Below are 20,601 nucleotides of genomic sequence, written 5' to 3' on the forward strand. Positions count from 1 at the left end.
CTAGGTAGTGTAAGGAATGGGTAGTTGTAATGCATTTGTTTCGCGGCGCTTCAACTTCTTGTTTCCCCTTGCCGATTCCCATTGCTCAACAAGTCCGTTAGCTAAATTGGTCAATCGTTGTATTGCTGGCTGTGTATCACCAATTTCTGAACCAATCCAGTAACGGTGCAGTTTTTCTGCTGCATAAAATGTAGTGCCAGATCCCCCAAATGGATCAACCACAACTTGACCTGGGTTAGATGCCATAGCGACAATCCGTTCTAGCATAATTGGAGCAAGTTCGTTGGGAACTCGCTTTTTATGCTGGCGATGCCGAACAGGTGGAATATCAGTCCACATTTCCTCCGCCAATGTCCATAAGGTTTCATTTGGATTAGTTTCAGAAGCATTTTCCCAAACATCCTCTGGCATATCCCAGACATCCATCAAATTGATGCCGTTTTCATTAAGTCTTTTGCGATGTCCGCCGTAATCACGAATTTCTCTACCGCAGTGACGACAGACTTGAATGGGTGTATAAACTTTATTAAAGACTGCTGGCTCCCCTTTTGTGTAATAGACTAGCCCATAGTGGGCAGGAGACATCTTTTTGCCTCTAGGAAAAGTTTTCGGCATCCTGCAAGCAATCCAATGTCGAAACCACATCTCTTTCCGATTGAGGTATGCACCGTACTCTATGCACCATTGGGGTAAGTTGAATACAAACAAACTTCCACCTTCTTTAAGGACTCGAACACTCTGCTCAAGCCACTGCTGCGACCAACTTAAATACTTGTCAACCTCCATCTGATCGTTGACACTTTCACCGTATTCTTTTCCCAGGTTAAAGGGTGGATCAGCAAATATAAGATCTACAGACTTACTAGGTAACGCTGTCAGAAGTTTAAGACAATCTCCTTGATAAAGGATGCCATGCTCACTCCTGTAAACCTGTTGCAATTCTTTTTGAGTTGCAATATTAGCTGCAATCACTTCAAACGGGAGCATTGACTTAGCCTTTAGTACGTTAGTATTAGTTGAGTTTATAAACTCTATTTACTTTTGTCAACAGAGTTTGGGTAAGAAGTTGTACTCCGTGGTTGATAAGGTTTTCCAGTAGGTTGATTCAAATATCGCTTTAATTCAGCGGCTTCTATATAGTAATAACGTCCGAGTTTGCAAGCGACAATCTGACCGTTCTTGATAAGGTCGTGAACTCGCTGGCGAGTGACATTAAGTAGCTTTGCAGTTTGAGCAACAGAGAGTAATTCAGGATTACTGTTTGAACCGGAGTTTGTCATACGATGCTGGTGCTTCAGTCATGTAACCAGATTTTTAGCGTGCATTCCTAAGGGTAACTTAAGTTCTGTGCAAGAGGAAACAAGGTCATTTATCAGAGGTTGGTATTATTTAGGAAGATTCGTGCAGCGATCGCAAACAAGATACAATCTCGCAACCTAAAATCAAAGCACACTGATTGACAACGCGATCGCTCTTGGTAAAATTGCCTTTGATAACATTCCGTGAACGCCTTTTTGGGGCAAATTGACCACTTGCGTAATGCGAAAATTCACAGCTAAGCTACACAATACATAAGCTTCTTCGGCACTCAAACCCACAAAGCGTTCGAGAAGATCAATCATATGCTGTAGTGCAGATTCAAATGCTGCATCTAAAGTTTGCCCAAAGCCCATTGTAATAATGTCGGTGGGCGTTTCAGCGATGGGAGTTGTGAGCTTGAGATCTTTACGCAATGTTATCTTAATTCTGCCATTCATTGATGTTTCAATCGCCGTCAAATCAACTTCACCATCGCCTTGCGCCGAGTGTCCATCACCAATGGAAAATAACGCGCCAGGAACAAAAACGGGTAGAAATATTCGCGAACCTGCTTGTAGTTCTTTGTTGTCAATATTTCCGCCATAATTGCCAGGCGGAACCGAGGAACGATTTTCTGCGGTCGCAACACCAAGAATACCAAAAAAAGGCTTAAGTGGAATTTCTATACCACTTCCTAACGGAAACTCTGCAATTTGTCTTTCTAAATCTAATGGAATAAATTGTATCTTTTGTTCTGAAAAATATTTAGGCAATGCTCCTTTATTTGGGTAAATTGCATTAAAACCAACAGGTAATCGTGGAGAGATTGCCTCTAAATTGACTTCTAAGACATCTCCAGGTTGAGCATCAGTGATATAAATTGGTCCTGTGAGTAAATGAGGTCCCAAATTAACTTTACGCTCTTGAGAAAGATGTTGACAAATCTCTTGAAATTCAGGAGTTAGAAATTCTGGTGGTGCTTTGTCATAAACATAGAAGCCAGTGTATGTTTCGACATCAATACTGTCACCTGAGTGAATCGTTAAAACAGGTTTCAATTGAGGAGAAAAACCGCCTAAGTGTACCGTGTGATGATTCGCTTTAAGAATATGATGCGCCATGCGATCGCAATATAGTCAAAAATTTTATTCTGTCGAGTTTATTTCAGTAAGCTACTACATTTATGTAATAAATTTAACAGAAAATATATTAAAAATTATGCTGGCAATGAACAAGTGAGTTTTATCAAAAATCCATAAACTGTATATCTTGAATAATGTCAGCAGTCGTTAACAAAACTATAAATTAATGTTATTTAAATTACATATAGCTTTAAGAAACTCAGATAAGATTTGGGCTACTTAAGTCTTTTTATACAGGTGTGAGAAATAATGACGAACGTTGCAACTATCTGGAAAGGTAGTTTAATTGCTGCGACAACTTTTTGGTGCTTAATATTTGAGACGACATTTTTATCACCATCAAAAGTATGGGGATTGCCGACAACCGAAGTCACGAATTTAGTCGCTACAAACAACGATGCAATGGCACAAGTAACATCGGTATCGCAGTTATCCGATGTGCAACCTACCGATTGGGCGTTTCAAGCATTACAATCGTTAGTCGAACGCTATGGTTGCATTGCTGGTTATCCTGATAGTACATATCGCGGTAATCGCGCTTTAACCCGTTATGAATTTGCTGCGGGTTTGAATGCGTGTTTAGATCGTGTTAATGAATTAATTGCAGCAGCAACCGCGAATCAAGTTACTCGCGAAGATATCGAAACGCTACAAAGACTAGAAACAGAATTCGCAGCAGAACTTGCAACTTTACGCGGACGAGTAGATACTTTAGAAGCCCAAGTCGCCGAACTTGCAGCGAATCAATTTTCGACAACAACGAAACTGACAGGTAATGTCTTTATCAATCTTACTGGAGCATTTGCGGATGGAACCATTTTAGCTGAAGGGGAAACCGCATTTAGAACGCAGCCGAGAACGGCAACACCTTTATTACGCGAAATTGATGAAGATCCCAACATTACGCTGAGTAACTTGGTTTGGTTGAATTTTAATACATCTTTTACAGGTAGAGATTCTTTAGTTGTACAGCTAGGAGCAGGTAATGGCAACTCTCCCGCGAATCAATTTGTCTCAGCAGGCTTGTATAATACTTGGGGTGTTCCTTTTACCGACCAAACAACCGCACCAGGAGGAACCGCAGGCGCAAACGATGTTGTTGTTCGCGAACTATTTTACAGCTTTCCTGTAACGGATAATTTGCAAGCCGTCGTTGGTTCGCGGATTAACTGGTATCGCTATTTTGATACCAACCGCTTTACGTTCTTTTTAACAGGTGCAGGAAGTTTTAACTCAAGTGGAAGTACGCTGTTAAACACAATTGATCGCGGTTCGGGTTTAGCGCTTCTGTGGCAAATTAACGACCAATTTAGACTTAATGTTGCTTATCTAGGTGAAAATTCAGAATTTCTCCCCAGTGGAGTGTTTAATTCCTCAAGCAATCCTAGCCAAGGTTTATTTGACCCTACGAATACAATTACCGCTGAGCTAACATTTTCGCCGAGCGATCGCTTTAACTTAAGATTACTCTATAACCGCTCGAATACTAGAGCAATTGGCGGACAAATCGGCGGTGCGATCGGCGAACCGATTTATGGCTTTGCTGATGATGGTTTCGATGGTCCTGTTGATAATGCGACAGCAGATGTCGTTAGTGTCAACTTCGATTGGCTGATTGCGGATGGTTTTGGGATCTTTGGGCGCTATGGCTACGGTAGTACCAATTTATTTCCCTTAACTCCAGGTTTACCGAATGGAGAAGTCAACGCGCAATCGCTACAACTTGGAGTTGCTTTTCCTGACTTAATTAAAGAAGGCGCGCTGTTAACAGTATCCTATCTTCTTCCCTTCTCTATTCTGGATGGACGTAATTTCCTCGCCTCTGGTGGTGGCGATGGTGGAGTACAGTACGAGTTTGAAGCAACGTACTTCTACCCGCTAACAAACAACATCGCGCTTGTTCCCGCATTTTACGTCATCGGCAATCCCAACAATTTCAGCGATAACCCGACAGTTTATGTTGGTAACGTACGCGCCCAGTTTAGCTTTTAATAGCAGAGGTCGGAGGTTAGAGTTTAAACAGCGGCTGAATATTTAATTGCTAACTGCTCATCGCTGTAGAATTTATGTGTCGAATGACTTCTGCGACTGACCAAGCTTGCGCGATCGCACCTCGCGGAGTATGCGGCGCGTCACCGTCAAAAATTTCTGAAATTGAGCCGATACAAGCTTGCGCGTGAAAGTGTTCGAGTAAAGGTTGCCAATCGAAGGGAACTGGTTGTGAGGTGTAACGTTGCCAAGCGCGGATAAAGGAACCAATTAGCCAACTCCATACCGTACCTTGATGATAAGCGCGATCGCGCTGTTGCACATCTCCGGTGCATTTACCAACGTACTGTACGTCTTCTGGTGCTAAACTCCGCAATCCATAAGGCGTCAGCAGTTTTGCCCTAGCAACTTCTAAAATTTGCCGTCCTTGGAGTGCGGGAAATGCAGAATGATGAAATGACAGTGCTAAAACCGCATTCGGGCGAATTTGCGGATTGCGGCGATCGTCCGGTTCAATCGTGTCGTATAGATAACTATTTGTCGGATTCCAAAACTTCTGCATTGAGTCTTTGACTTGTTCGGCTTGTTGTTGATAGCGTCGTGCTTGATTCAGCAAACGAGTTTGTTCAAATCCATCCTCTTGGCTTAAACGTTGTGCCCAAGTACTCGCCCAACATAAAGCAGAGTACCATAAAGCATTAATTTCGACAGGTTTACCGCGACGTGGTGTGACAGGTTGTCCGCGAACGATCGCATCCATCCAAGTGAGTGCAACACTAGGTGCATCCCAACTCACAAGTCCATCCGCAGCATCAACTTGGATATTAAACTTTGTCCCCGCCATAAAGGCTTTATAAATTTGCTGTACAACGGCGTACTCCTCGACTAAAAAATCCCAATCTTGCGTCGCTTCGAGATACAACCCTAAAGTTTCAATCCATAGTAAAGCCGCATCAATGCTGTTGTAAGACGGTTCAGCGCTAGTATCAGGAAATGTATTCGGAATTAAACCATGACGACAATAACGACCGAAAGTTTGTAACAGTCCTTTTGCTAAATCAAAGCGCCGCGTTGTCAGTGCTAATCCTGGTAACGCGATTAATGTATCGCGTCCCCAATCATTAAACCAGTGATAACCTGCAATGACTGTGGGTCCAGCAATCGAAGCGCGGTACACGACAAATTGGTCACTCGCACGGAGTAATTGCTGTTGCAGGTAGCTAGAAGTTGAAGACTCAAAATTGAACGTTTGGGCAAGTCGTTGCTGTTCTAGTTGTATAGCATCAGCAAAATCGGTGTCTTGCAGTGTCGGTAAAGTCCTATTAGGAAACCCTACGCGTGCTTCTAAAGTAATACAACTTCCTGGATCTAAGTGAATTGTGAGATAACCAGGACTATACAAGTCTTCGCGATCGCTTAACCCTCGATTTGTTTCTTCCGGCAAACGATAATTCCAGTACCACACAGGATCGTGTTGATATTTACCCGCTGTCCAACGTAGCCGCCAAGGTGTTCCTACCCATCCTGGGCGTAGCGCCTGCAAAAATACCTGCTGTTGCCCCAAAAGTTGCGAAAATTGTAAATTTGGATCAGCTTGCTGTTGATGATGAAAATCGCGATCGGCAATCATGAACCGCAAGCGTAAAATCCCTGGAACTTTTCCTTTGTAGCAATATTGAATCAAAACGCGATTTGTGTCGCTTTCTGAGGGTGTAGCACCCACATGGGGCATAATAATTTGTCTTGTTAGCTGCCAATGATCTTCTTGCCACATCCAGGTGGGAAGCGGTTCAGGTTTAAAGTGATGCAGCAACTGAAAGCCTTTTGGTTCAATAACGTTATTACCCCAATAATTTGTTCCCAAGGCAATAACTTTGCCAGCCACTTCTAAACTTGCTTCGATGTGCGACAGTAGTAACGTGCGCTGACTCGGTGGGTCTAATGCTGCAACTAACCAACCATGATACGTCCGCGTGCGAGCGTCAGTAACTGTACCACTCGCAAAACTTCCTAAGCCATTTGTCAGCAGCCACTCGCGATCGTCTAAATTCTTCATTTGCTACTCAAAATCGTTATGAGTATGATATAGTTGTAACAGTTCGACATAATCAAGATTCGCGTGCATGAGTTAGTTTTATCAAACTCGCTCATAGTCACCTGAAAGTAGACGCATCAAGGAGAAATAGTTTAATGCCTCTAAGTTACGCAGCAGATGGATGCCTCAGAGTTGGTCAAACTGCTCCCGATTTTACCGCTACCGCTGTATACGATCAGGAATTTAAGACAATCAAACTCTCTGACTATCGGGGCAAGTACGTAATCCTATTTTTCTATCCTCTAGACTTTACCTTTGTTTGCCCAACTGAGATTACCGCATTTAGCGATCGCTTTGACGACTTTAAGGCAATCAACACGGAAATTTTAGGCGTTTCTGTTGATAGTGAATTTTCGCACTTAGCCTGGATTCAAACAGATCGTAAATCTGGTGGCGTAGGCGACCTAAATTATCCGCTTGTTTCGGACATCAAGAAAGAAATTAGTGCTGCTTACAACGTTCTCGATCCAGAAGCAGGGGTTGCGCTGCGTGGTCTGTTCATCATCGATAAAGACGGTATTATCCAGCACTCAACCATCAATAACCTGTCCTTTGGTCGCAACGTAGACGAGACGCTACGCACACTCAAAGCAATTCAGTACGTACAAGATCACCCCGATGAGGTATGTCCTGCTGGTTGGCAGCCTGGTGATAAGACAATGACACCCGATCCTGTCAAGTCCAAAGTTTACTTTGCTTCAGTGTAAACATCAAAAATGCACTAACACCATAGAAGCTTCTAACCCAACACAGCTTGAGAAGAGTAACAATGTGTTGGGTTTTTCATCAAAGTAAAAGTGTTAACATTAAACAGTTTTCTCGAAAAAAATAGCTAAATTTAGCATAGTATTTCTCATTTTCTTGAAGCTGATAAAGAAAAAATTATGCTAACTTCCACAGATTTTAGTGGTTTATTAAACGAACGCTTTTTTCGGAATTTGTTACCGATTCCCGCTGAAGATGCTATTAGTTTAGGCAAAACCACGCCAAACTTTACGCTACCCGATATTACTAACGGTCGGCTAGTCAAGTTATCAGATTATCAAGGGAAACAGCCAGTTTTATTAGCTTTTACGCGGATTTTTACCGAAAAGCAATATTGTCCTTTCTGCTATCCTCATATCATCGATTTGAACGAGAACTACGATCGCTTTACAAGTCGTGGTATCGAAGTTCTGATGATTACCAGTACTGATGAACGTCAAAGTCAAATCGTTATTAAAGATTTGGGATTAAAACTTCCCTTACTCAGCGATCCTAGTTGTAGTACATTCCGCAACTATAAAGTAGGACAAGCATTAGGCGCACCTTTACCCGCACAGTTTGTCTTAGACGCACAAGGTAAACTGCAATACAGACATCTGTTTTCCTTTTTCTCACATAATGCCAGTATTGAAACGTTATTAGCGCAGTTTGAGAAATAAAATAAAAGACGCCTGGCGAATAAATTCGCGGCTTAAAAACCCACCTTCGTGGACTACTAACAAGATACGATTTGTAGAAACCTGTGGAGACAGGTTTTGTTTGAATAGCCGCGGTTTTAACCGCATCACCTGTTGACGAGATACGGTTTTAAAAAGCTGCGGTTTTAACCGCATCAGCTGTTAAAGTGTCACCTGCTGCAAGTGACTGCGAGGATTGAAAGTGCGGTTGTCGCGGATTTTTTCGTAGCACTCGCGTTCAGTTGGGGTAAGTTCTTTAGGTGGTGCGATCGCAATTTTCACAAGTTGATCGCTGCGCCCGCCTTTTGGTAATGTCCAACCTTTACCGCGTAATCGTAGCGTTTGACCCGAACGAATTCCCGCAGGTATATTCATTTTGACGCTTCCATCGGGTGTTGGCACTTCAATCACCGCACCGAGTACCGCCTCGTCAGGAGTAATTGGCACTTCACACACCAAATTATCTCCCTCAAACTGGAAGAATGAATGCGGTAAAAGTTCGACTTTCAGATAGAGATCGCCACGCTGCTGATTGTAAGGGCTGGTTTTTCCTTTGCCGCGTACGCGAATTTTACTACCAGGTTTAGCGCCAGGCGGAATTCGGACTTCGATCGCTTCGTTACCTAAGCTAATTCGCTTTTGCACGCCATTGAAAGCTTCCGCAAAACTCAGCTTGATCGAGGCTTCAGTGTCTAAAGACGCACTAGAAGGCGCGGCGGTATCAAAATTAGAGAAATCGCCAAAGCCATCAAAGCCGCTAAAACCACTTGAGCGCGGAGTCGTACGATAAGTATAAGTTTGGCTACTAGTACCACTACGACTCGCCCCAGTCCGACCAAATCCACCTAAAAGGTCGTTGAGAAACTCATCAAAAGAGCCATACTTACCAAAGTCAAACTCTTCAAAGCCGACACTGGTACCGCCACCGCCTGAGGGCCATCCTTGTCCAGCTTGTTTCCAGTATTGCCCAAAAGAGTCGTATTTTCTCCGCTTTTCGGCATCTGAAAGAACTTCGTAAGCTTCGTTGACTTCTTTAAATTTTGCCTCAGCTTGTTTATTCCCAGGGTTAACATCTGGGTGATATTTTCGCGCTAGTCGGCGAAACGCTTGTTTAATTTCGTCATTTGTGGCAGTCTTACTGACTCCCAAAATACTGTAATAATCTTTGAAGTCGGTCGCAGCCATCCACTAGCCTCCTCAAGAGAAATTGACTTTATTATTTTATGTAGGTTTTTTAAACAACTGACTGCAACAGCGATCGCAGCCCCATACCACAAATAAAATACCCTTCTTAAAATTAGAGCAATTTTGAATTGATGTTGTATTTCAGGATTACATCAGCACATTAAAACGCTTTGATCTCAACTAAGTATCAACTCTAAAGCTAAACGATATAACTCCCGTACCCTCAGCTTAGCTTCAGAGTGCGATAAGTGCCAACGCAGTTACGTTCGGTTGTTTGTCAAAGCGGCTACGTGATATCCGTACTTTGAATTTAGAGAATTCCCTGACCTCTTGTTCAGTAAATCAAGCGATCTAAGCCTTCTCCTAGCGTTGGTGGTGCATCGCGTAGTTGACGATGCATTCGCAGCACGACTTCTTCTGGTACAATACGCTCTCGTCTTTTATTACGTGCTAAGCACAACCAAACGGGAGTATCAACCCATAATCCTGTAATGTCATTAAAGCCAGTACGACGAGCGAGGGCAATGACTTCACGGCGATGGCGGCGTTGGGCATTCGTAGCATCGTAAATTGCTTCAGTTGCAATTCCTTGAGAAATTTGTAAGACAGCTTGCTGAAATTGAAGCTGTACTTGACGCCAAATTAATAACCAAGGTCCTTGGATACTTTCACTACCAAACAACTGTTGACGCAGTATATCGGTAGAAATCAGCTGCCGGCGGGGATCTTCCGCCAGCAGCACTCGCGCGAGTGTTGATTTACCACTACCTGGTAATCCAATAAGGAGAATTAAGGGGCAAGTTGTAACCGAGCTAGAATGTTGATGTTCCATCTCACCCCTCACCCCTAAATCACCGTACCATCAGGAATGACTGCGTTTTTGAGAACAACAGTAATACCACTGCGAATGTAGAACCCTTGCTCTTCGCGTTCAGCCTCTTGGATGCGATCTTTGTTGATAATGTGGACATCACAGCCAATCCGCGCATTTTTATCGACGATTGCCCGTCGGATGGTCGTATTCGCACCAATTCCTAAAGGAATATTGCCATCATTGCAGTCTGATTGTCGTTCAGCAAAGGGTTGATAAAAGTCTGCGCCCATAATCAGCGAGTCTTCGATTGTGCAACCAGCTTCAATTCTGGCACGTACACCTAAAATTGAATGGTGAATGCGACAATTTTTGAGAATGCAACCATCACCAACAATCGATTCGGTGACTTGGCAATCTAACAGCTTACTAGGAGGCAAATAACGCGCCCGCGAGTAAATTGGTGCATTTTCATCATAAAAGCTAAACGCTGGCTGTGGCTGCCGCGTTAACGCCAAATTAGCCTCATAAAACGCTTCAATTGTCCCAATATCTTCCCAATAACCATCAAATAAATAAGCTTGAACGTTGTGATCTGGCGCGGAAGCTGGAATAATTTCTTTACCGAAATCTGTCCGTTCTTGAGCTTCTTTCAATAGCTTGATAAGGACATCTTTTTTAAAGACGTAAATTCCCATCGACGCGATGTATGGCTTTTGTCGCGCTTGATCTCCTGTTAACCCTAAAATACTGGTATCAACTTGCATCTGACGCAACGCTTCACCTTTTGGTTTTTCGCTAAAGTCAACGACGCGCCCTGAATCATTAATTTTCATCAGCCCAAAATCAGATGCGCGGCGCTCGTCCATTGGTACGACCGAAAGCGTAATATCAGCATTAGTGTCGCGGTGTCTTTGGACAAATAAGCGATAATCCATGCGGTAAAGATGATCGCCGGATAAAATGAGGTATTCATCAACATCCCACTCTTCCAATAGCCAAATATATTGGCGAACCGCGTCGGCGGTTCCTTGGAACCAGTTGGGGTTTTCTGGCGTTTGTTGGGCTGCTAGTACTTCGACAAAACCTTCGGTAAAACCCGAAAAGCTGTACGCGCGGGCGATATGACGATTGAGTGATGCTGAATTGAATTGTGTCAGAACGTAAATTTTAAATATTTCTGAATTAATACAGTTACTTACAGGAATATCGATTAAGCGATACTTCCCTGCTAATGGTACTGCTGGCTTGGCGCGTAGCTTCGTCAGTGGATAAAGCCGCGTACCTGCACCGCCCCCCAAAATAATCGCTAGTACTCTTTTCACAAAAAATCCTCCCAACTGCCATTCGATTCCCAAGTACAGTGTAGGACTGTGCGGGACAACTGGTAAGGGGGAAATTCAGAAAATGGGTAACTGGTAACAGGTAATGGAAAAGCTTTTAGCATTTAGCCAATTATCAATTCCCAAAAAATTGATGTTTATTTCCATCTCTAGCTAGAACCGCCAAACTATTAATATCTGTACCTTGTCAATGAAGGACTAGGGAGTATTTATGCTGATTCAAACCCCAGATTGGGTCAAGCACGCTGTTTTTTATCAAATTTTTCCTGACCGTTTTGCTCAAAGTAAGTTACCGCGCAAGCGATTATTGAAAAATGCCTCGTGGCAAGATTGGCATGAGATGCCCACACTCCAAGGCTACAAGGGTGGCGACTTGTGGGGTGTCACCGAACAGCTAGACTACTTGCAAAATTTGGGGATTACCGCCATCTACTTCACCCCCATCTTTCAATCGGCAAGCAATCACCGCTATCACACGCATGATTATTATCAGGTCGATCCGTTGTTGGGAGGAAATAGTGCGTTTAAAGAATTATTAGATGCTTGTCACGATCGCAACATGAAAGTCGTGTTGGATGGCGTGTTTAATCACTCCAGTCGCGGCTTTTTCTTTTTCCACGATGTCTTAGAAAATGGTCAACATTCGCCTTGGGTCGATTGGTTTAAAATCTACGATTGGCCTTTGTATCCTTATGATGACAATTTTCCGGCTAATTATGGTTGTTGGGCTGGGATTCGGGCGCTACCAGAGTTTAATCATGATAACCCAGAAGTGCGCGAGTACATCATGGAAATTGCGGAATATTGGATTAAGTTTGGTATCGATGGTTGGCGCTTGGATGTGCCATTTGAAGTGAAAACGCCTGGTTTTTGGCAAGAGTTTCGCGATCGCGTCAAAGCAATTAACCCCGAAGCTTATATTGTCGGTGAAGTTTGGGGCGATTCGCGGCAGTGGCTTGATGGTACGCAGTTTGATGGCGTCATGAATTACTTGTTTACAGGTCCTACGATTGCTTTTGCCGCAGGCGATCGCGTAGTTCCTAAACAAGTCCAGGGTCCTTCTTATGAGGCGTATCCGCCACTGTCTGCGCCTGAATATGCCAAGAAAATGCAGGAACTGCTGCAACTTTACCCTTGGGAAATTCAACTGACGCAGTTAAACTTACTGGCAAGTCACGACACGGCGCGGCTGATGTCTATTGCTGATGGCGATCGTCAAAGTGTCGAATTAGCAACGCTACTGCTTTTAACGTTTCCTGGTGCGCCTAGTATTTATTATGGTGATGAAGTTGGCTTAGCTGGTGGGTTAGACCCTGATTCGCGTCGTGGTTTTCCGCTAGAGGCGCACTGGGAACGCGATATTTTAGAATGCCATCGTCAACTGATTGCGTTGCGACATCGTTATCCTGCATTACGCACTGGGACGTATCGAGTTCTCTATGCTGATGCTGATATTTATGTTTTTGCGCGAATCTTAGACAAGGAAGAAATTATTGTTGCTGTTAATAGGGGTACAACACCGGTAGATGTGACTGTCTTTGCAGATGATTTAAAGTCGCAACCGAGTAAGGTTTTGTATGGAGATGGTGTCGCGCAATGGCACAATGCAGGTGAGTCGATTCGGATCGAGTTAAGTTTAGCTGCGCGTTCTGGGTGTGTTGTTGGTATAGGGTAGAGTCTGGGAGTAAGAAAAGGGCTTGGCAGTGCCAAGCCCTTACTATAGTAGGTGATGCTTGAGGTTAGGAGATGGAGTTTCCGGCTTGGGTGAGCATTTGACCGAGTTGCTGTGCTTTTGTACCAGCTTCGCCACCAGCACTTGCCGCAGCTTCAGTCGTTTTGCTACCAACTTGCTTTAACGCTTGAGCAATACCAGAAGCATTACCACTCGCTAATTGGCTTTTTAGTTCACCTAAGGCGCTAGCAATTTCAGGGGCTGCGTCTTTTAATTGCTCTTGCCAGCTTTCAATATTAGCTAAAGCTGCTTCCGCAGGAATAGATGTTAAACCACCTTGTAAAGCTGAAATGGTGGTATCTAAGTCTGCTTGTGCCATGATGTTCACCTAAAAAATGTTTCCTTAATTCATTGTAAAGATATGTTGTGTTTTGTAAAGAGCAATTAAGTTAAATTAAGTTTAAACAAACATAATGAGTGCTAATTGCACACAAGCAATCTGGCGGAGCGAAGTTAATAAGAAACTTTTGCAACAGGCATAAGCTAAATTTGAGATTCACACTATGCTTCATAGAAAAAACAAAGCAGAGTTGCGATCGCACTTAACAAACGTAATTGTATCTAAGTTTGCAATTTCTGGTTGTTTGCAAGAACACAATCAGTACAGAGTATATTTTTTTACTCAGCAGCAACTAAACCAGGTATGAGTACCGCGTCAATGACATGAATTACGCCGTTATCTGTCAAAATATCTGATTGCAAAATATTAGCATTATTAACTTTAATACTACCTGATGCGGATTCAACTGCGACAACTGAGCCTTCGACGGTTTCGGCTTCCTCAATTTGCATTAAATCTTCGGCTCTGACATCTCCAAAGGCAACATGATACGTTAATATCCGCTTTAGCTTGTGATTGTCTTGCAGCAACGCGTCAAGTGTTACGCCTTCTGGTAGCTTGTTAAATGCTTCGTCTGTCGGCGCAAAGACGGTGTAGGGACCAGGACTTTTAAGGATATCAACTAAGTCAGTGGCTTTGATTGCTTCTACTAAAGTGTTGAAAGTTCCAGCGTTAACCGCAGTCTCGATAATGTCAGCCATGAGATTTAAAACTGTTGTAGTATTAAAAATCATTAATAAAATGAAAATAGCACCTTAGCATCTATCAACAGAGAGGTTGTAGACAATAGCAAATTTAAACGTCCTGATAAACTAGGAGAGATCCCCAGCACAAGATACTATGCTCAAGCGTTCTAAGTTCGAGACGACCCAAACTCAAATTATGCATCGGGCAGAAGAATTAATCGGTGCAGCTTCTAACCGTTACCGGATCACAGTTCAAGTTGCTAACCGCGCGAAGCGTCGTCGTTATGAAGATTTTGACAATGTAGACGATCCGATGATGAAACCAGTAATTCGGGCAATTATTGAGATGTCTGATGAGTTAACGCAACCGGAAATTATTGGGGAGTAACAAACGGCTGTGAGACGCAAGCAATCGCTGAGTTTACTACTCACTGCGCTAGGAGTAATGTGTTTAGTTGTTTTGGGTTCAGGACGACATAACCCAACTCAATTTGCATTTCGACAACCGCCAGCGATTGCCCAAAGTGCGAGAATCAGCGATGCTTGGCAACAAGTTTATCAACAGCTACCCGATTTACCCCTCGAAAACCAATACATCAACCGACAAACTGGAAAAGTCGATCCAGAAAACACTTTATTGCGACGCTTGATTAGCTACCACACCTTCGTCAAAGGACGTCCGCCGAATTATCGACTCGATTGGAAATTGACTTTAGCGGATTATCTTGGTGCAAACGAATGGATTCGCGAAGAAAGTTATCCAGGACACGATACACTGCGACAAAATCCCCTAGAAGGCGATCGCGCTGCGATTCAACGCCTCAACCGCAATCAGCGAAATGCATTAGTGCAAGCGTTGGTAAATGTTTTTAGTAGTGTTTCACAGACAACTCCTAACACGCCACCAGAGGCACAACAAAATCCATAATCAAGTTATACTACCGATTCAAACATTCGTATTTGTCAATTCTCCCCTGCACCTAAAGCCTCTCTGCTTGTCCATATACAGCTACTTTCAGGCAAAATAGTTATATGGAGCGTGTTGTCAAAAGCGGGACAGGTTGGCGTGTTGGATGGAATCCTCATGCGGCAAAGTATCAAGCTTTAATTGGTACAGATGACTGGGCGATTGAACTAACATCTGCGGAATTTTATGACTTTTGTCGATTAGCTGTACAGTTAACCGAAGCGATCGCTCAAATTTCACAAGAATTAATGGATGAGGAGAAGATTAGTTGTGAAGCCGAAAGTGACTTAGTGTGGATGGAAGTAACAGGATATCCTCATGCGTACAGTTTACACTTTATTTTGCATACAGGACGAGGAGTAGAAGGCACTTGGACACCTCAAGCTGTTCCTCATTTAATTCAAGCAGTGCAAATGATTCAAGTTTTCTAAGTTAAGGTTGGTAACTAGTAATTAAATAGCGATTAGCCGTTAGCCGTTAGCGTTCGATTAGCGTCTGTGTAGCTAAATGCTAATTACCAAATGCTAAAAGCTTTAACTCATTTTCACCTCTGACCTCTGACTACGGGCAAGGCACTGCCTTGCCCCTCTTACTCTTTTAATTCTTGTGCAATTGTGTTACTATAATTATTCTTAACGGGGCGTAGCGCAGCTTGGTAGCGCGCCACTTTGGGGTAGTGGAGGTCGTGGGTTCGAATCCCGCCGCTCCGATATGTTGTGAAGTCAGTTGTTTACTGCGACTGTCGTTTGATTGCAAGTATCTGGAATCCCTTGTTTAAGCTGAAAAGGAGTAATCCTAATACTAAGCTGATGGCTAGTAACGGTACAAAAATGGCGAGTCCTGATAACACAAACGCGCCAACTGACTCGATTGTCGTGACAATGCTGTTACCAAATCCTACCGTGAGTGCGGTTGAAGACAATCGTGTAAAACTGGTTAAAGCTTGAATGATTCCTGCTGATCCACCGCCAGCAATCACTGCCATTGTCCATTTGAGGAGAGGATCGGTATTCGGAAATAACGCCGCAGCAATCCAAGTACCAAAAGCGATCGCAGTCGGAGTAGCAACTGTATCTAATAAGTTATCAACCCAGGGAATGTAATAAGCTGCAATTTCAATCGCTGTGGCAATACCAAACGCATAAAGTGCAGGATACGTTCCCATCCACTCAAATCCTGACGATAAGGGTAGATGTCCGTAAATTGCTGCAAGACTCATCACAAGTGGTGGAACAAAAATCCGAAAGCCACAAGCTGCACTCAAAGCAATACCAATGACTATACTTTCTAAGGTATCCATAGTTGGATTAAGTATAATTATGCCCTTCTAGATTCATTCTAAATGAGTAAAAAAGTCTTGGATGAGCGATTAGCTGTTAGCTTTTAGCTAATTACCTGAATTTATGTATTTTAGTAAACATTATGACTCAAGTTGTCATTGTCGGGGCAGGTCCTGCGGGTGCAACGCTAGCACTTCTATTGGTAAAACGCGGTATTCGTGTCACATTAATTGAAGCATCGCGCAACTTTCGGCGGATTTTTCGGGGTGAAGGGTTAATGCCTAGTGGTTTGGATGCGCTTGAACAAATGGAGTTGTTACCCATTTTAGAACGCATTCCGCATCAACCTTTAGATGCTTGGGAGATTATTATTAATAAGCGATCGCTTTTCCGCGTTGATGAACCGATAGAACCTGGTGGTAAGCCTTGTACATTGGTTTCGCAGCCAGCTTTGCTAGAAGCGCTTATTGATGCAGCTAGCCGTTATTCTCATTTTGAGTTTATACAGGCGACGGCGGTACAAGATTTATTGTGGAATCAACGAGTTAGCGGTGTAAAACTGAGTGATGGACGCTACATTAATGCAGATTTAGTGATTGGCACCGACGGGCGCAATTCGATTGTACGGCAACGTGCAAACTTAGCTTTAGAGCAACAATCGCACAGCTTTGATATTTTATGGTTTAAATTAGCCGATAGTCCGCGTTTTGCGTCGGAGAATATCTTTTATTCGATTGTGTGCGATCGCTATGCATTTGGATTGTTTCGCGGTTCGGAAGGAGATCTCCACTTAGGTTGGACACTTCCTAAAGATTTTCCGCGAGATTGGAAATTAGTTGATAATTGGGCTGAAATCTTTGCTTCTGCATCACCAGCATGGCTAGCCGAACATTTTCGCGAGTCAGCAGCGACAATTGAGCGACCTGTGTTATTATCCGTCGTTGTGGGGCGGTGTCCGCGTTGGTATCAACCAGGTGTATTGCTACTAGGCGACGCGGCGCATCCGATGTCACCAATTCGCGCCCAAGGTATCAATATGGCGTTGCGCGATGCGATCGCTGCGGCAAATTATTTAGTTCCTTGCTTGTCTCAAGGTGACACTGCGGAAATTGATGCCGTATTACCGCGTATTCAGTCTCAACGAGAGCCTGAGATAATTAAAGCACAACGATTGCAAAGCCAAGAAGCGGCGCAAGCTGAACTTTTAGAAAATAGCGCCATCCTCCGCTGGGGCGCAAGTGTGTTCGCACCTTTAATTCGCATTCCGGTAAAACTGTCTTGGTTGCATCGACAGCGCGAGTTACGCCAAGGAGTAACGCCGATTAAACTTACAGTCTAAAAGCGATCGCCTTTGCGTCATTAATTCTGTCTCAGTACCTATAGAAGAAAATCTTTGCTTTTGGTGAGATATAGAGTAGAAGCAGGCTATACCAATAGCTGATAATCAGGAGGAAATACTTTGCTGCACGATCCATCATCTACTCAAGTTGAAGTAGAGGCGTTGTCTACAACTTCCCCGCTACTTGCATTATTAGAAGAAAACAACACTCACCAGCTAACAGAGTTACTCGCTAACCAGCAACCAGCAGAAATTGCCCGTCAAATTGCTGCATTACCATCACATCTGCAAAATCAAATCTTTTACTTACTCCCTAGAAGTCAAGCGATCGCAGTTTATCAACTCCTTGATAGTAAAGTACAGCAACAATTACAAGCAGACTTTCAAAAACATAGCGAATATAACATTATCAAAAACCTTTCACTAGAAGACAAAAAACAGTTGTTTCAATTTTTATATTTACAAAGTCCTCATCTTGAAGTTTCAGAAAATCAAGAAAGTAATTATTTTCCAAGTAATCCTTTCGCTGTGACTCGCCGCAGAATCGGTTGGTTATTTGTCTTACTCATCACAAATACAATCACCGCAGCCGTGATTGAAAGTCAAGAAGATGTATTGCAAAAAGTTGTTGTTTTAGCTATTTTTATTCCCTTACTTCTCGCTAGCGGTGGCAATGTGAGTATCCAAGCTGCAACGGTAGTCGTACGCGGGCTAAACTCAGATCGGGCTACTCAAAATCGGTTACTACCTGTCTTGGGTAGAGAAGCGATCGCAGGAATATTACTTGGGGCAATGATGGGGTTAATTGTGGTTGGAGAAGCTTTACTTTTACAGAATAATCCTACTGTAGCGATCGTGGTAGGAGTAAGTTTATTTACTATCTCTATTATTGGCACCATCTCCGGTGCTACTTTACCCTTTTTGTTTCAATTTCTCGGCTTCGATCCTGCTTTGATGTCTGCACCTCTCAGCGCTACGATTGTCGATGTTTTAGGTATATTAATTTACCTTTACACTGCACGAGCTTTTTTGCATATATAGCATAAATTCATGCAATTTTACTTCATGTTGTCACGTTCATTAAATTTTCTATTAAGATTTTACTACCAATAGCAATTAAGATACCACCACCAACAATTTCAATCTTGTTATGAAAAAGATTGCCAAATTTATTACCAATAAATACTCCAAAGAATGTTAACCAAAAAGTAATAAATCCGATCGCAGTGATAATTGTAAAAATAGAATCTTTTAACAATGCAAAACCTAAACCTACAGCTAAAGCATCAATACTTGTACCAATAGCTAAGGCTAACAAAGTAGAGTTACATAAAGGATTAAATTCTTTTTCTTCATCTTCTTGGCACGATTCATAAATCATTTTTGCGCCAAGTAAACAGAGAATACTAAAAGCTACCCAGTGACTAATTGCTGCTAGCAGAGTTCTTAAGCTGATTCCTGCCATCCACCCAATTAATGGCATGATAGCTTGAAAGCCTCCGAAAAAGATCGCAATTTTTAAAGCTTTGCGAACCTTGACATTTTTGATTTTTAAACCACTAGCAACTGAAACTGCAAAGGCATCTGCTGCTAATCCCAAAGCTAAAATCAGAGTAGCCGTTGGTTGCATTTATCTTATACACTTAATTCATTCCTCTATAGTTTTACCTGAATTCTCATTAAAATTCTATGGATTTTTTTCATATTCAATTCATTGTTAATTCATATTTCTCTCATAATTTAAAATTCATACAAATAAGTTTAAATCTTTAAGTTTTCTTATAAGAATTATAAGTATTAAATATAGTTTACTAACGTTTCAGGAGTTTTGCTATCTTTATATCTACTCAAGTTTCACTTAAAATTAGACTAACCTGTATCAACCTTTGTGCAGAAAAATTCGTTTTAAAATTTAGCTTAGCGAATAAATTCGCAGCTAAATAACAAAGTCCACCTTCGTGGACTTACAATTAAACTCAGCGGGCAAAGGATATCTTACCACCAAACGTGCCAGCGTACACTTTGTTAGGTAGCTCCGACTTCAGCAGGAGGGTGTCTGCGATTTATATGCATAGTTCTCAAAAATCTTTCCTCATTCAAGGTTCATTGCTTTAGCGGTAAGTTCGTCAACGATGCGATCGGGTAAAAACTTTAGCATCGCTCTAATTCTGGCATCTTGCCCAACAAGATAGCGAGTCTTTGGTCTTTTTGCGGTAAGTGCGTGAACAACAGCTTGAGCAACTTTATCCGGCGAAATTCCTTTTTGTGCAAGAGTTGCTGCGCCAAGGCTAGCTGTTTTCATTGGCTGACCATAAAGTTCATGGGCTGGCTGTGGTAAACTTTGCTGTAAGGTGTCAGCTTGGCTCAAAGATTTTTGCCAAATGGGGGTTGAGATCGCACCAGGTTCAATAATCGCTACCCAGATTCCCCAAGGGCGCAACTCAAGACGTAACGCATCCGTCAAAGCTTCTAGCGCGAATTTAGATGCACTATAAGCACCGAGAAACGGTGTCGCGCTTCTTCCAGTAATCGAACCCATATTCACAATTCGTCCCTTAGCTAATCGTAGTAGCGGCAGAAAAGCTTGAGTAACGGCAAGTTGTCCAGTTACATTAACTTCTAGCTGTTTGCGAAATTCCGTTATTGGGATAAACTCTAACGGTGCGCCAACGGCGATACCTGCGTTGTTGACTAATCCAATTAATCCAGAATTTCCGACGGCGATCGCCACCTTTTGCATAGCGGCGGTAATCGAGTCAAGATCAGTCACATCCAAAAAAATCGGCGTTAACTTTGGCGAGGCTTTCGCTTGCAAAGCTTGCGCATCTGCATTTGTGCGTACACCAGCAAAGACTTGAAACCCTAGTTGATCTAAACGTACAGCACACGCTGCACCAATTCCTGTCGATGCACCTGTGACAACGACTGCACCTTGCGTTATTTGAGTCATC

Annotated in this window: 21 protein-coding genes and 1 tRNA gene; 10 read left to right on the forward strand and 12 right to left on the reverse strand. The window is 42.8% G+C overall.

All coding sequences use genetic code 11. The features are described from left to right. The 3 genes from GLO7428_RS13150 to GLO7428_RS13160 all read right to left on the reverse strand — a co-directional run bounded on the left by GLO7428_RS13150 (position 1) and on the right by GLO7428_RS13160 (position 2,420). Positions 1–987, reverse strand: a complete 987-nt coding sequence (locus GLO7428_RS13150; RefSeq protein WP_015189042.1) for a site-specific DNA-methyltransferase — start codon at positions 985–987, stop codon at positions 1–3. A gap of 44 nt (positions 988–1,031) precedes the next feature. After that, complete coding sequence (locus GLO7428_RS13155) at positions 1,032–1,280, reverse strand: helix-turn-helix domain-containing protein (RefSeq protein WP_015189043.1); 249 nt, start codon at positions 1,278–1,280, stop codon at positions 1,032–1,034. A gap of 162 nt (positions 1,281–1,442) precedes the next feature. Then, positions 1,443–2,420, reverse strand: a complete 978-nt coding sequence (locus GLO7428_RS13160) for an acetamidase/formamidase family protein (protein WP_015189044.1) — start codon at positions 2,418–2,420, stop codon at positions 1,443–1,445. 270 nt (positions 2,421–2,690) lie between these two features. On the opposite strand from GLO7428_RS13160, the gene GLO7428_RS13165 reads away from it, so the two are divergent. Then, positions 2,691–4,433 (forward strand): iron uptake porin, encoded by a 1,743-nt coding sequence (locus tag GLO7428_RS13165; RefSeq protein WP_015189045.1) that lies wholly within the window; start codon positions 2,691–2,693, stop codon positions 4,431–4,433. A gap of 49 nt (positions 4,434–4,482) precedes the next feature. Here GLO7428_RS13165 and GLO7428_RS13170 read toward each other — a convergent pair whose 3' ends face one another. Then, positions 4,483–6,486: an amylo-alpha-1,6-glucosidase gene (locus GLO7428_RS13170; protein WP_015189046.1), complete on the reverse strand. Its 2,004-nt coding sequence runs from the start codon at positions 6,484–6,486 to the stop codon at positions 4,483–4,485. A gap of 134 nt (positions 6,487–6,620) precedes the next feature. Between GLO7428_RS13170 and GLO7428_RS13175 the strand changes: the two genes are divergently transcribed. Together GLO7428_RS13175 and GLO7428_RS13180 are read left to right on the forward strand one after the other, a co-directional pair. Further along, on the forward strand, positions 6,621–7,232 hold the full coding sequence (locus tag GLO7428_RS13175; protein WP_015189047.1) for a peroxiredoxin: 612 nt from the start codon (positions 6,621–6,623) through the stop codon (positions 7,230–7,232). Between the two features lie 177 nt (positions 7,233–7,409). Then, complete coding sequence (locus GLO7428_RS13180; RefSeq protein ID WP_015189048.1) at positions 7,410–7,949, forward strand: peroxiredoxin; 540 nt, start codon at positions 7,410–7,412, stop codon at positions 7,947–7,949. A 180-nt stretch (positions 7,950–8,129) separates the two neighbouring features. On the opposite strand, the gene GLO7428_RS13190 is transcribed toward GLO7428_RS13180, so the two are convergent. From GLO7428_RS13190 to GLO7428_RS13200, 3 genes are all read right to left on the reverse strand, one after another. Beyond that, positions 8,130–9,152: a DnaJ C-terminal domain-containing protein gene (locus tag GLO7428_RS13190; protein ID WP_015189050.1), complete on the reverse strand. Its 1,023-nt coding sequence runs from the start codon at positions 9,150–9,152 to the stop codon at positions 8,130–8,132. A gap of 334 nt (positions 9,153–9,486) precedes the next feature. Beyond that, a complete protein-coding gene (locus GLO7428_RS13195) occupies positions 9,487–9,984 on the reverse strand; it encodes an AAA family ATPase (RefSeq protein WP_015189051.1) in 498 nt (165 codons plus the stop codon). A 14-nt stretch (positions 9,985–9,998) separates the two neighbouring features. Beyond that, entirely contained in the window at positions 9,999–11,288 is a 1,290-nt protein-coding gene (locus tag GLO7428_RS13200) for a glucose-1-phosphate adenylyltransferase (RefSeq protein ID WP_015189052.1), read from the reverse strand. 229 nt (positions 11,289–11,517) lie between these two features. Here GLO7428_RS13200 and GLO7428_RS13205 point away from each other — a divergent pair, with 229 nt between their 5' ends. Beyond that, positions 11,518–12,981, forward strand: coding sequence for a glycoside hydrolase family 13 protein (locus tag GLO7428_RS13205; protein WP_015189053.1), 1,464 nt, complete (start codon positions 11,518–11,520; stop codon positions 12,979–12,981). A 64-nt stretch (positions 12,982–13,045) separates the two neighbouring features. Here the strand turns inward: GLO7428_RS13205 and GLO7428_RS13210 are convergent, their stop codons facing one another. Both GLO7428_RS13210 and GLO7428_RS13215 read right to left on the reverse strand, forming a co-directional pair. Then, complete coding sequence (locus GLO7428_RS13210; RefSeq protein WP_015189054.1) at positions 13,046–13,357, reverse strand: hypothetical protein; 312 nt, start codon at positions 13,355–13,357, stop codon at positions 13,046–13,048. A 299-nt stretch (positions 13,358–13,656) separates the two neighbouring features. Then, entirely contained in the window at positions 13,657–14,079 is a 423-nt protein-coding gene (locus GLO7428_RS13215; protein ID WP_041919145.1) for a fasciclin domain-containing protein, read from the reverse strand. Positions 14,080–14,218: 139 nt separating this feature from the next. Here GLO7428_RS13215 and GLO7428_RS13220 point away from each other — a divergent pair, with 139 nt between their 5' ends. The 4 genes from GLO7428_RS13220 (at position 14,219) to GLO7428_RS13235 (ending at position 15,741) form a co-directional block, all read left to right on the forward strand. Further along, the gene (locus GLO7428_RS13220; protein WP_015189056.1) at positions 14,219–14,452 is read left to right on the forward strand and encodes a DNA-directed RNA polymerase subunit omega; all 234 of its coding nucleotides are present in this window, start codon (positions 14,219–14,221) and stop codon (positions 14,450–14,452) included. Positions 14,453–14,461: 9 nt separating this feature from the next. Continuing rightward, entirely contained in the window at positions 14,462–14,992 is a 531-nt protein-coding gene (locus GLO7428_RS13225) for a hypothetical protein (protein ID WP_015189057.1), read from the forward strand. A 104-nt stretch (positions 14,993–15,096) separates the two neighbouring features. Further along, the gene (locus GLO7428_RS13230; protein ID WP_015189058.1) at positions 15,097–15,462 is read left to right on the forward strand and encodes a DUF1818 family protein; all 366 of its coding nucleotides are present in this window, start codon (positions 15,097–15,099) and stop codon (positions 15,460–15,462) included. A gap of 205 nt (positions 15,463–15,667) precedes the next feature. Beyond that, a tRNA-Pro gene (locus GLO7428_RS13235) sits at positions 15,668–15,741 on the forward strand. Between the two features lie 20 nt (positions 15,742–15,761). Here GLO7428_RS13235 and GLO7428_RS13240 read toward each other — a convergent pair. Then, positions 15,762–16,331: a DUF4126 domain-containing protein gene (locus GLO7428_RS13240; RefSeq protein WP_015189059.1), complete on the reverse strand. Its 570-nt coding sequence runs from the start codon at positions 16,329–16,331 to the stop codon at positions 15,762–15,764. A 122-nt stretch (positions 16,332–16,453) separates the two neighbouring features. Between GLO7428_RS13240 and GLO7428_RS13245 the strand changes: the two genes are divergently transcribed. After that, positions 16,454–17,650 (forward strand): FAD-dependent monooxygenase, encoded by a 1,197-nt coding sequence (locus GLO7428_RS13245; protein WP_015189060.1) that lies wholly within the window; start codon positions 16,454–16,456, stop codon positions 17,648–17,650. Positions 17,651–17,770: 120 nt separating this feature from the next. After that, a complete protein-coding gene (locus tag GLO7428_RS26070) occupies positions 17,771–18,691 on the forward strand; it encodes a magnesium transporter (RefSeq protein WP_015189061.1) in 921 nt (306 codons plus the stop codon). Positions 18,692–18,713: 22 nt separating this feature from the next. On the opposite strand, the gene GLO7428_RS13255 is transcribed toward GLO7428_RS26070, so the two are convergent. After that, positions 18,714–19,280, reverse strand: coding sequence for a manganese efflux pump MntP family protein (locus GLO7428_RS13255; RefSeq protein WP_015189062.1), 567 nt, complete (start codon positions 19,278–19,280; stop codon positions 18,714–18,716). Between the two features lie 462 nt (positions 19,281–19,742). Further along, complete coding sequence (locus GLO7428_RS13260) at positions 19,743–20,600, reverse strand: SDR family oxidoreductase (protein ID WP_015189063.1); 858 nt, start codon at positions 20,598–20,600, stop codon at positions 19,743–19,745. Position 20,601: the final 1 nt, after the last annotated feature.

This window comes from Gloeocapsa sp. PCC 7428 (assembly GCF_000317555.1).
GTDB lineage: Bacteria > Cyanobacteriota > Cyanobacteriia > Cyanobacteriales > Chroococcidiopsidaceae > Chroogloeocystis.

Excerpts from the sequence above, each read along its gene's own strand:
- GLO7428_RS13150 (WP_015189042.1), bottom strand. The coding sequence starts at position 987 with ATGCTCCCGTTTGAAGTGATTGCAGCTAATATTGCAACTCAAAAAGAA.
- GLO7428_RS13155 (WP_015189043.1), bottom strand. The coding sequence starts at position 1,280 with ATGACAAACTCCGGTTCAAACAGTAATCCTGAATTACTCTCTGTTGCT.
- GLO7428_RS13160 (WP_015189044.1), bottom strand. The coding sequence starts at position 2,420 with ATGGCGCATCATATTCTTAAAGCGAATCATCACACGGTACACTTAGGC.
- GLO7428_RS13165 (WP_015189045.1), top strand. The coding sequence starts at position 2,691 with ATGACGAACGTTGCAACTATCTGGAAAGGTAGTTTAATTGCTGCGACA.
- GLO7428_RS13170 (WP_015189046.1), bottom strand. The coding sequence starts at position 6,486 with ATGAAGAATTTAGACGATCGCGAGTGGCTGCTGACAAATGGCTTAGGA.
- GLO7428_RS13175 (WP_015189047.1), top strand. The coding sequence starts at position 6,621 with ATGCCTCTAAGTTACGCAGCAGATGGATGCCTCAGAGTTGGTCAAACT.
- GLO7428_RS13180 (WP_015189048.1), top strand. The coding sequence starts at position 7,410 with ATGCTAACTTCCACAGATTTTAGTGGTTTATTAAACGAACGCTTTTTT.
- GLO7428_RS13190 (WP_015189050.1), bottom strand. The coding sequence starts at position 9,152 with ATGGCTGCGACCGACTTCAAAGATTATTACAGTATTTTGGGAGTCAGT.
- GLO7428_RS13195 (WP_015189051.1), bottom strand. The coding sequence starts at position 9,984 with ATGGAACATCAACATTCTAGCTCGGTTACAACTTGCCCCTTAATTCTC.
- GLO7428_RS13205 (WP_015189053.1), top strand. The coding sequence starts at position 11,518 with ATGCTGATTCAAACCCCAGATTGGGTCAAGCACGCTGTTTTTTATCAA.
- GLO7428_RS13210 (WP_015189054.1), bottom strand. The coding sequence starts at position 13,357 with ATGGCACAAGCAGACTTAGATACCACCATTTCAGCTTTACAAGGTGGT.
- GLO7428_RS13215 (WP_041919145.1), bottom strand. The coding sequence starts at position 14,079 with ATGGCTGACATTATCGAGACTGCGGTTAACGCTGGAACTTTCAACACT.
- GLO7428_RS13220 (WP_015189056.1), top strand. The coding sequence starts at position 14,219 with ATGCTCAAGCGTTCTAAGTTCGAGACGACCCAAACTCAAATTATGCAT.
- GLO7428_RS13230 (WP_015189058.1), top strand. The coding sequence starts at position 15,097 with ATGGAGCGTGTTGTCAAAAGCGGGACAGGTTGGCGTGTTGGATGGAAT.
- GLO7428_RS13240 (WP_015189059.1), bottom strand. The coding sequence starts at position 16,331 with ATGGATACCTTAGAAAGTATAGTCATTGGTATTGCTTTGAGTGCAGCT.
- GLO7428_RS13245 (WP_015189060.1), top strand. The coding sequence starts at position 16,454 with ATGACTCAAGTTGTCATTGTCGGGGCAGGTCCTGCGGGTGCAACGCTA.
- GLO7428_RS13255 (WP_015189062.1), bottom strand. The coding sequence starts at position 19,280 with ATGCAACCAACGGCTACTCTGATTTTAGCTTTGGGATTAGCAGCAGAT.
- GLO7428_RS13260 (WP_015189063.1), bottom strand. The coding sequence starts at position 20,600 with ATGACTCAAATAACGCAAGGTGCAGTCGTTGTCACAGGTGCATCGACA.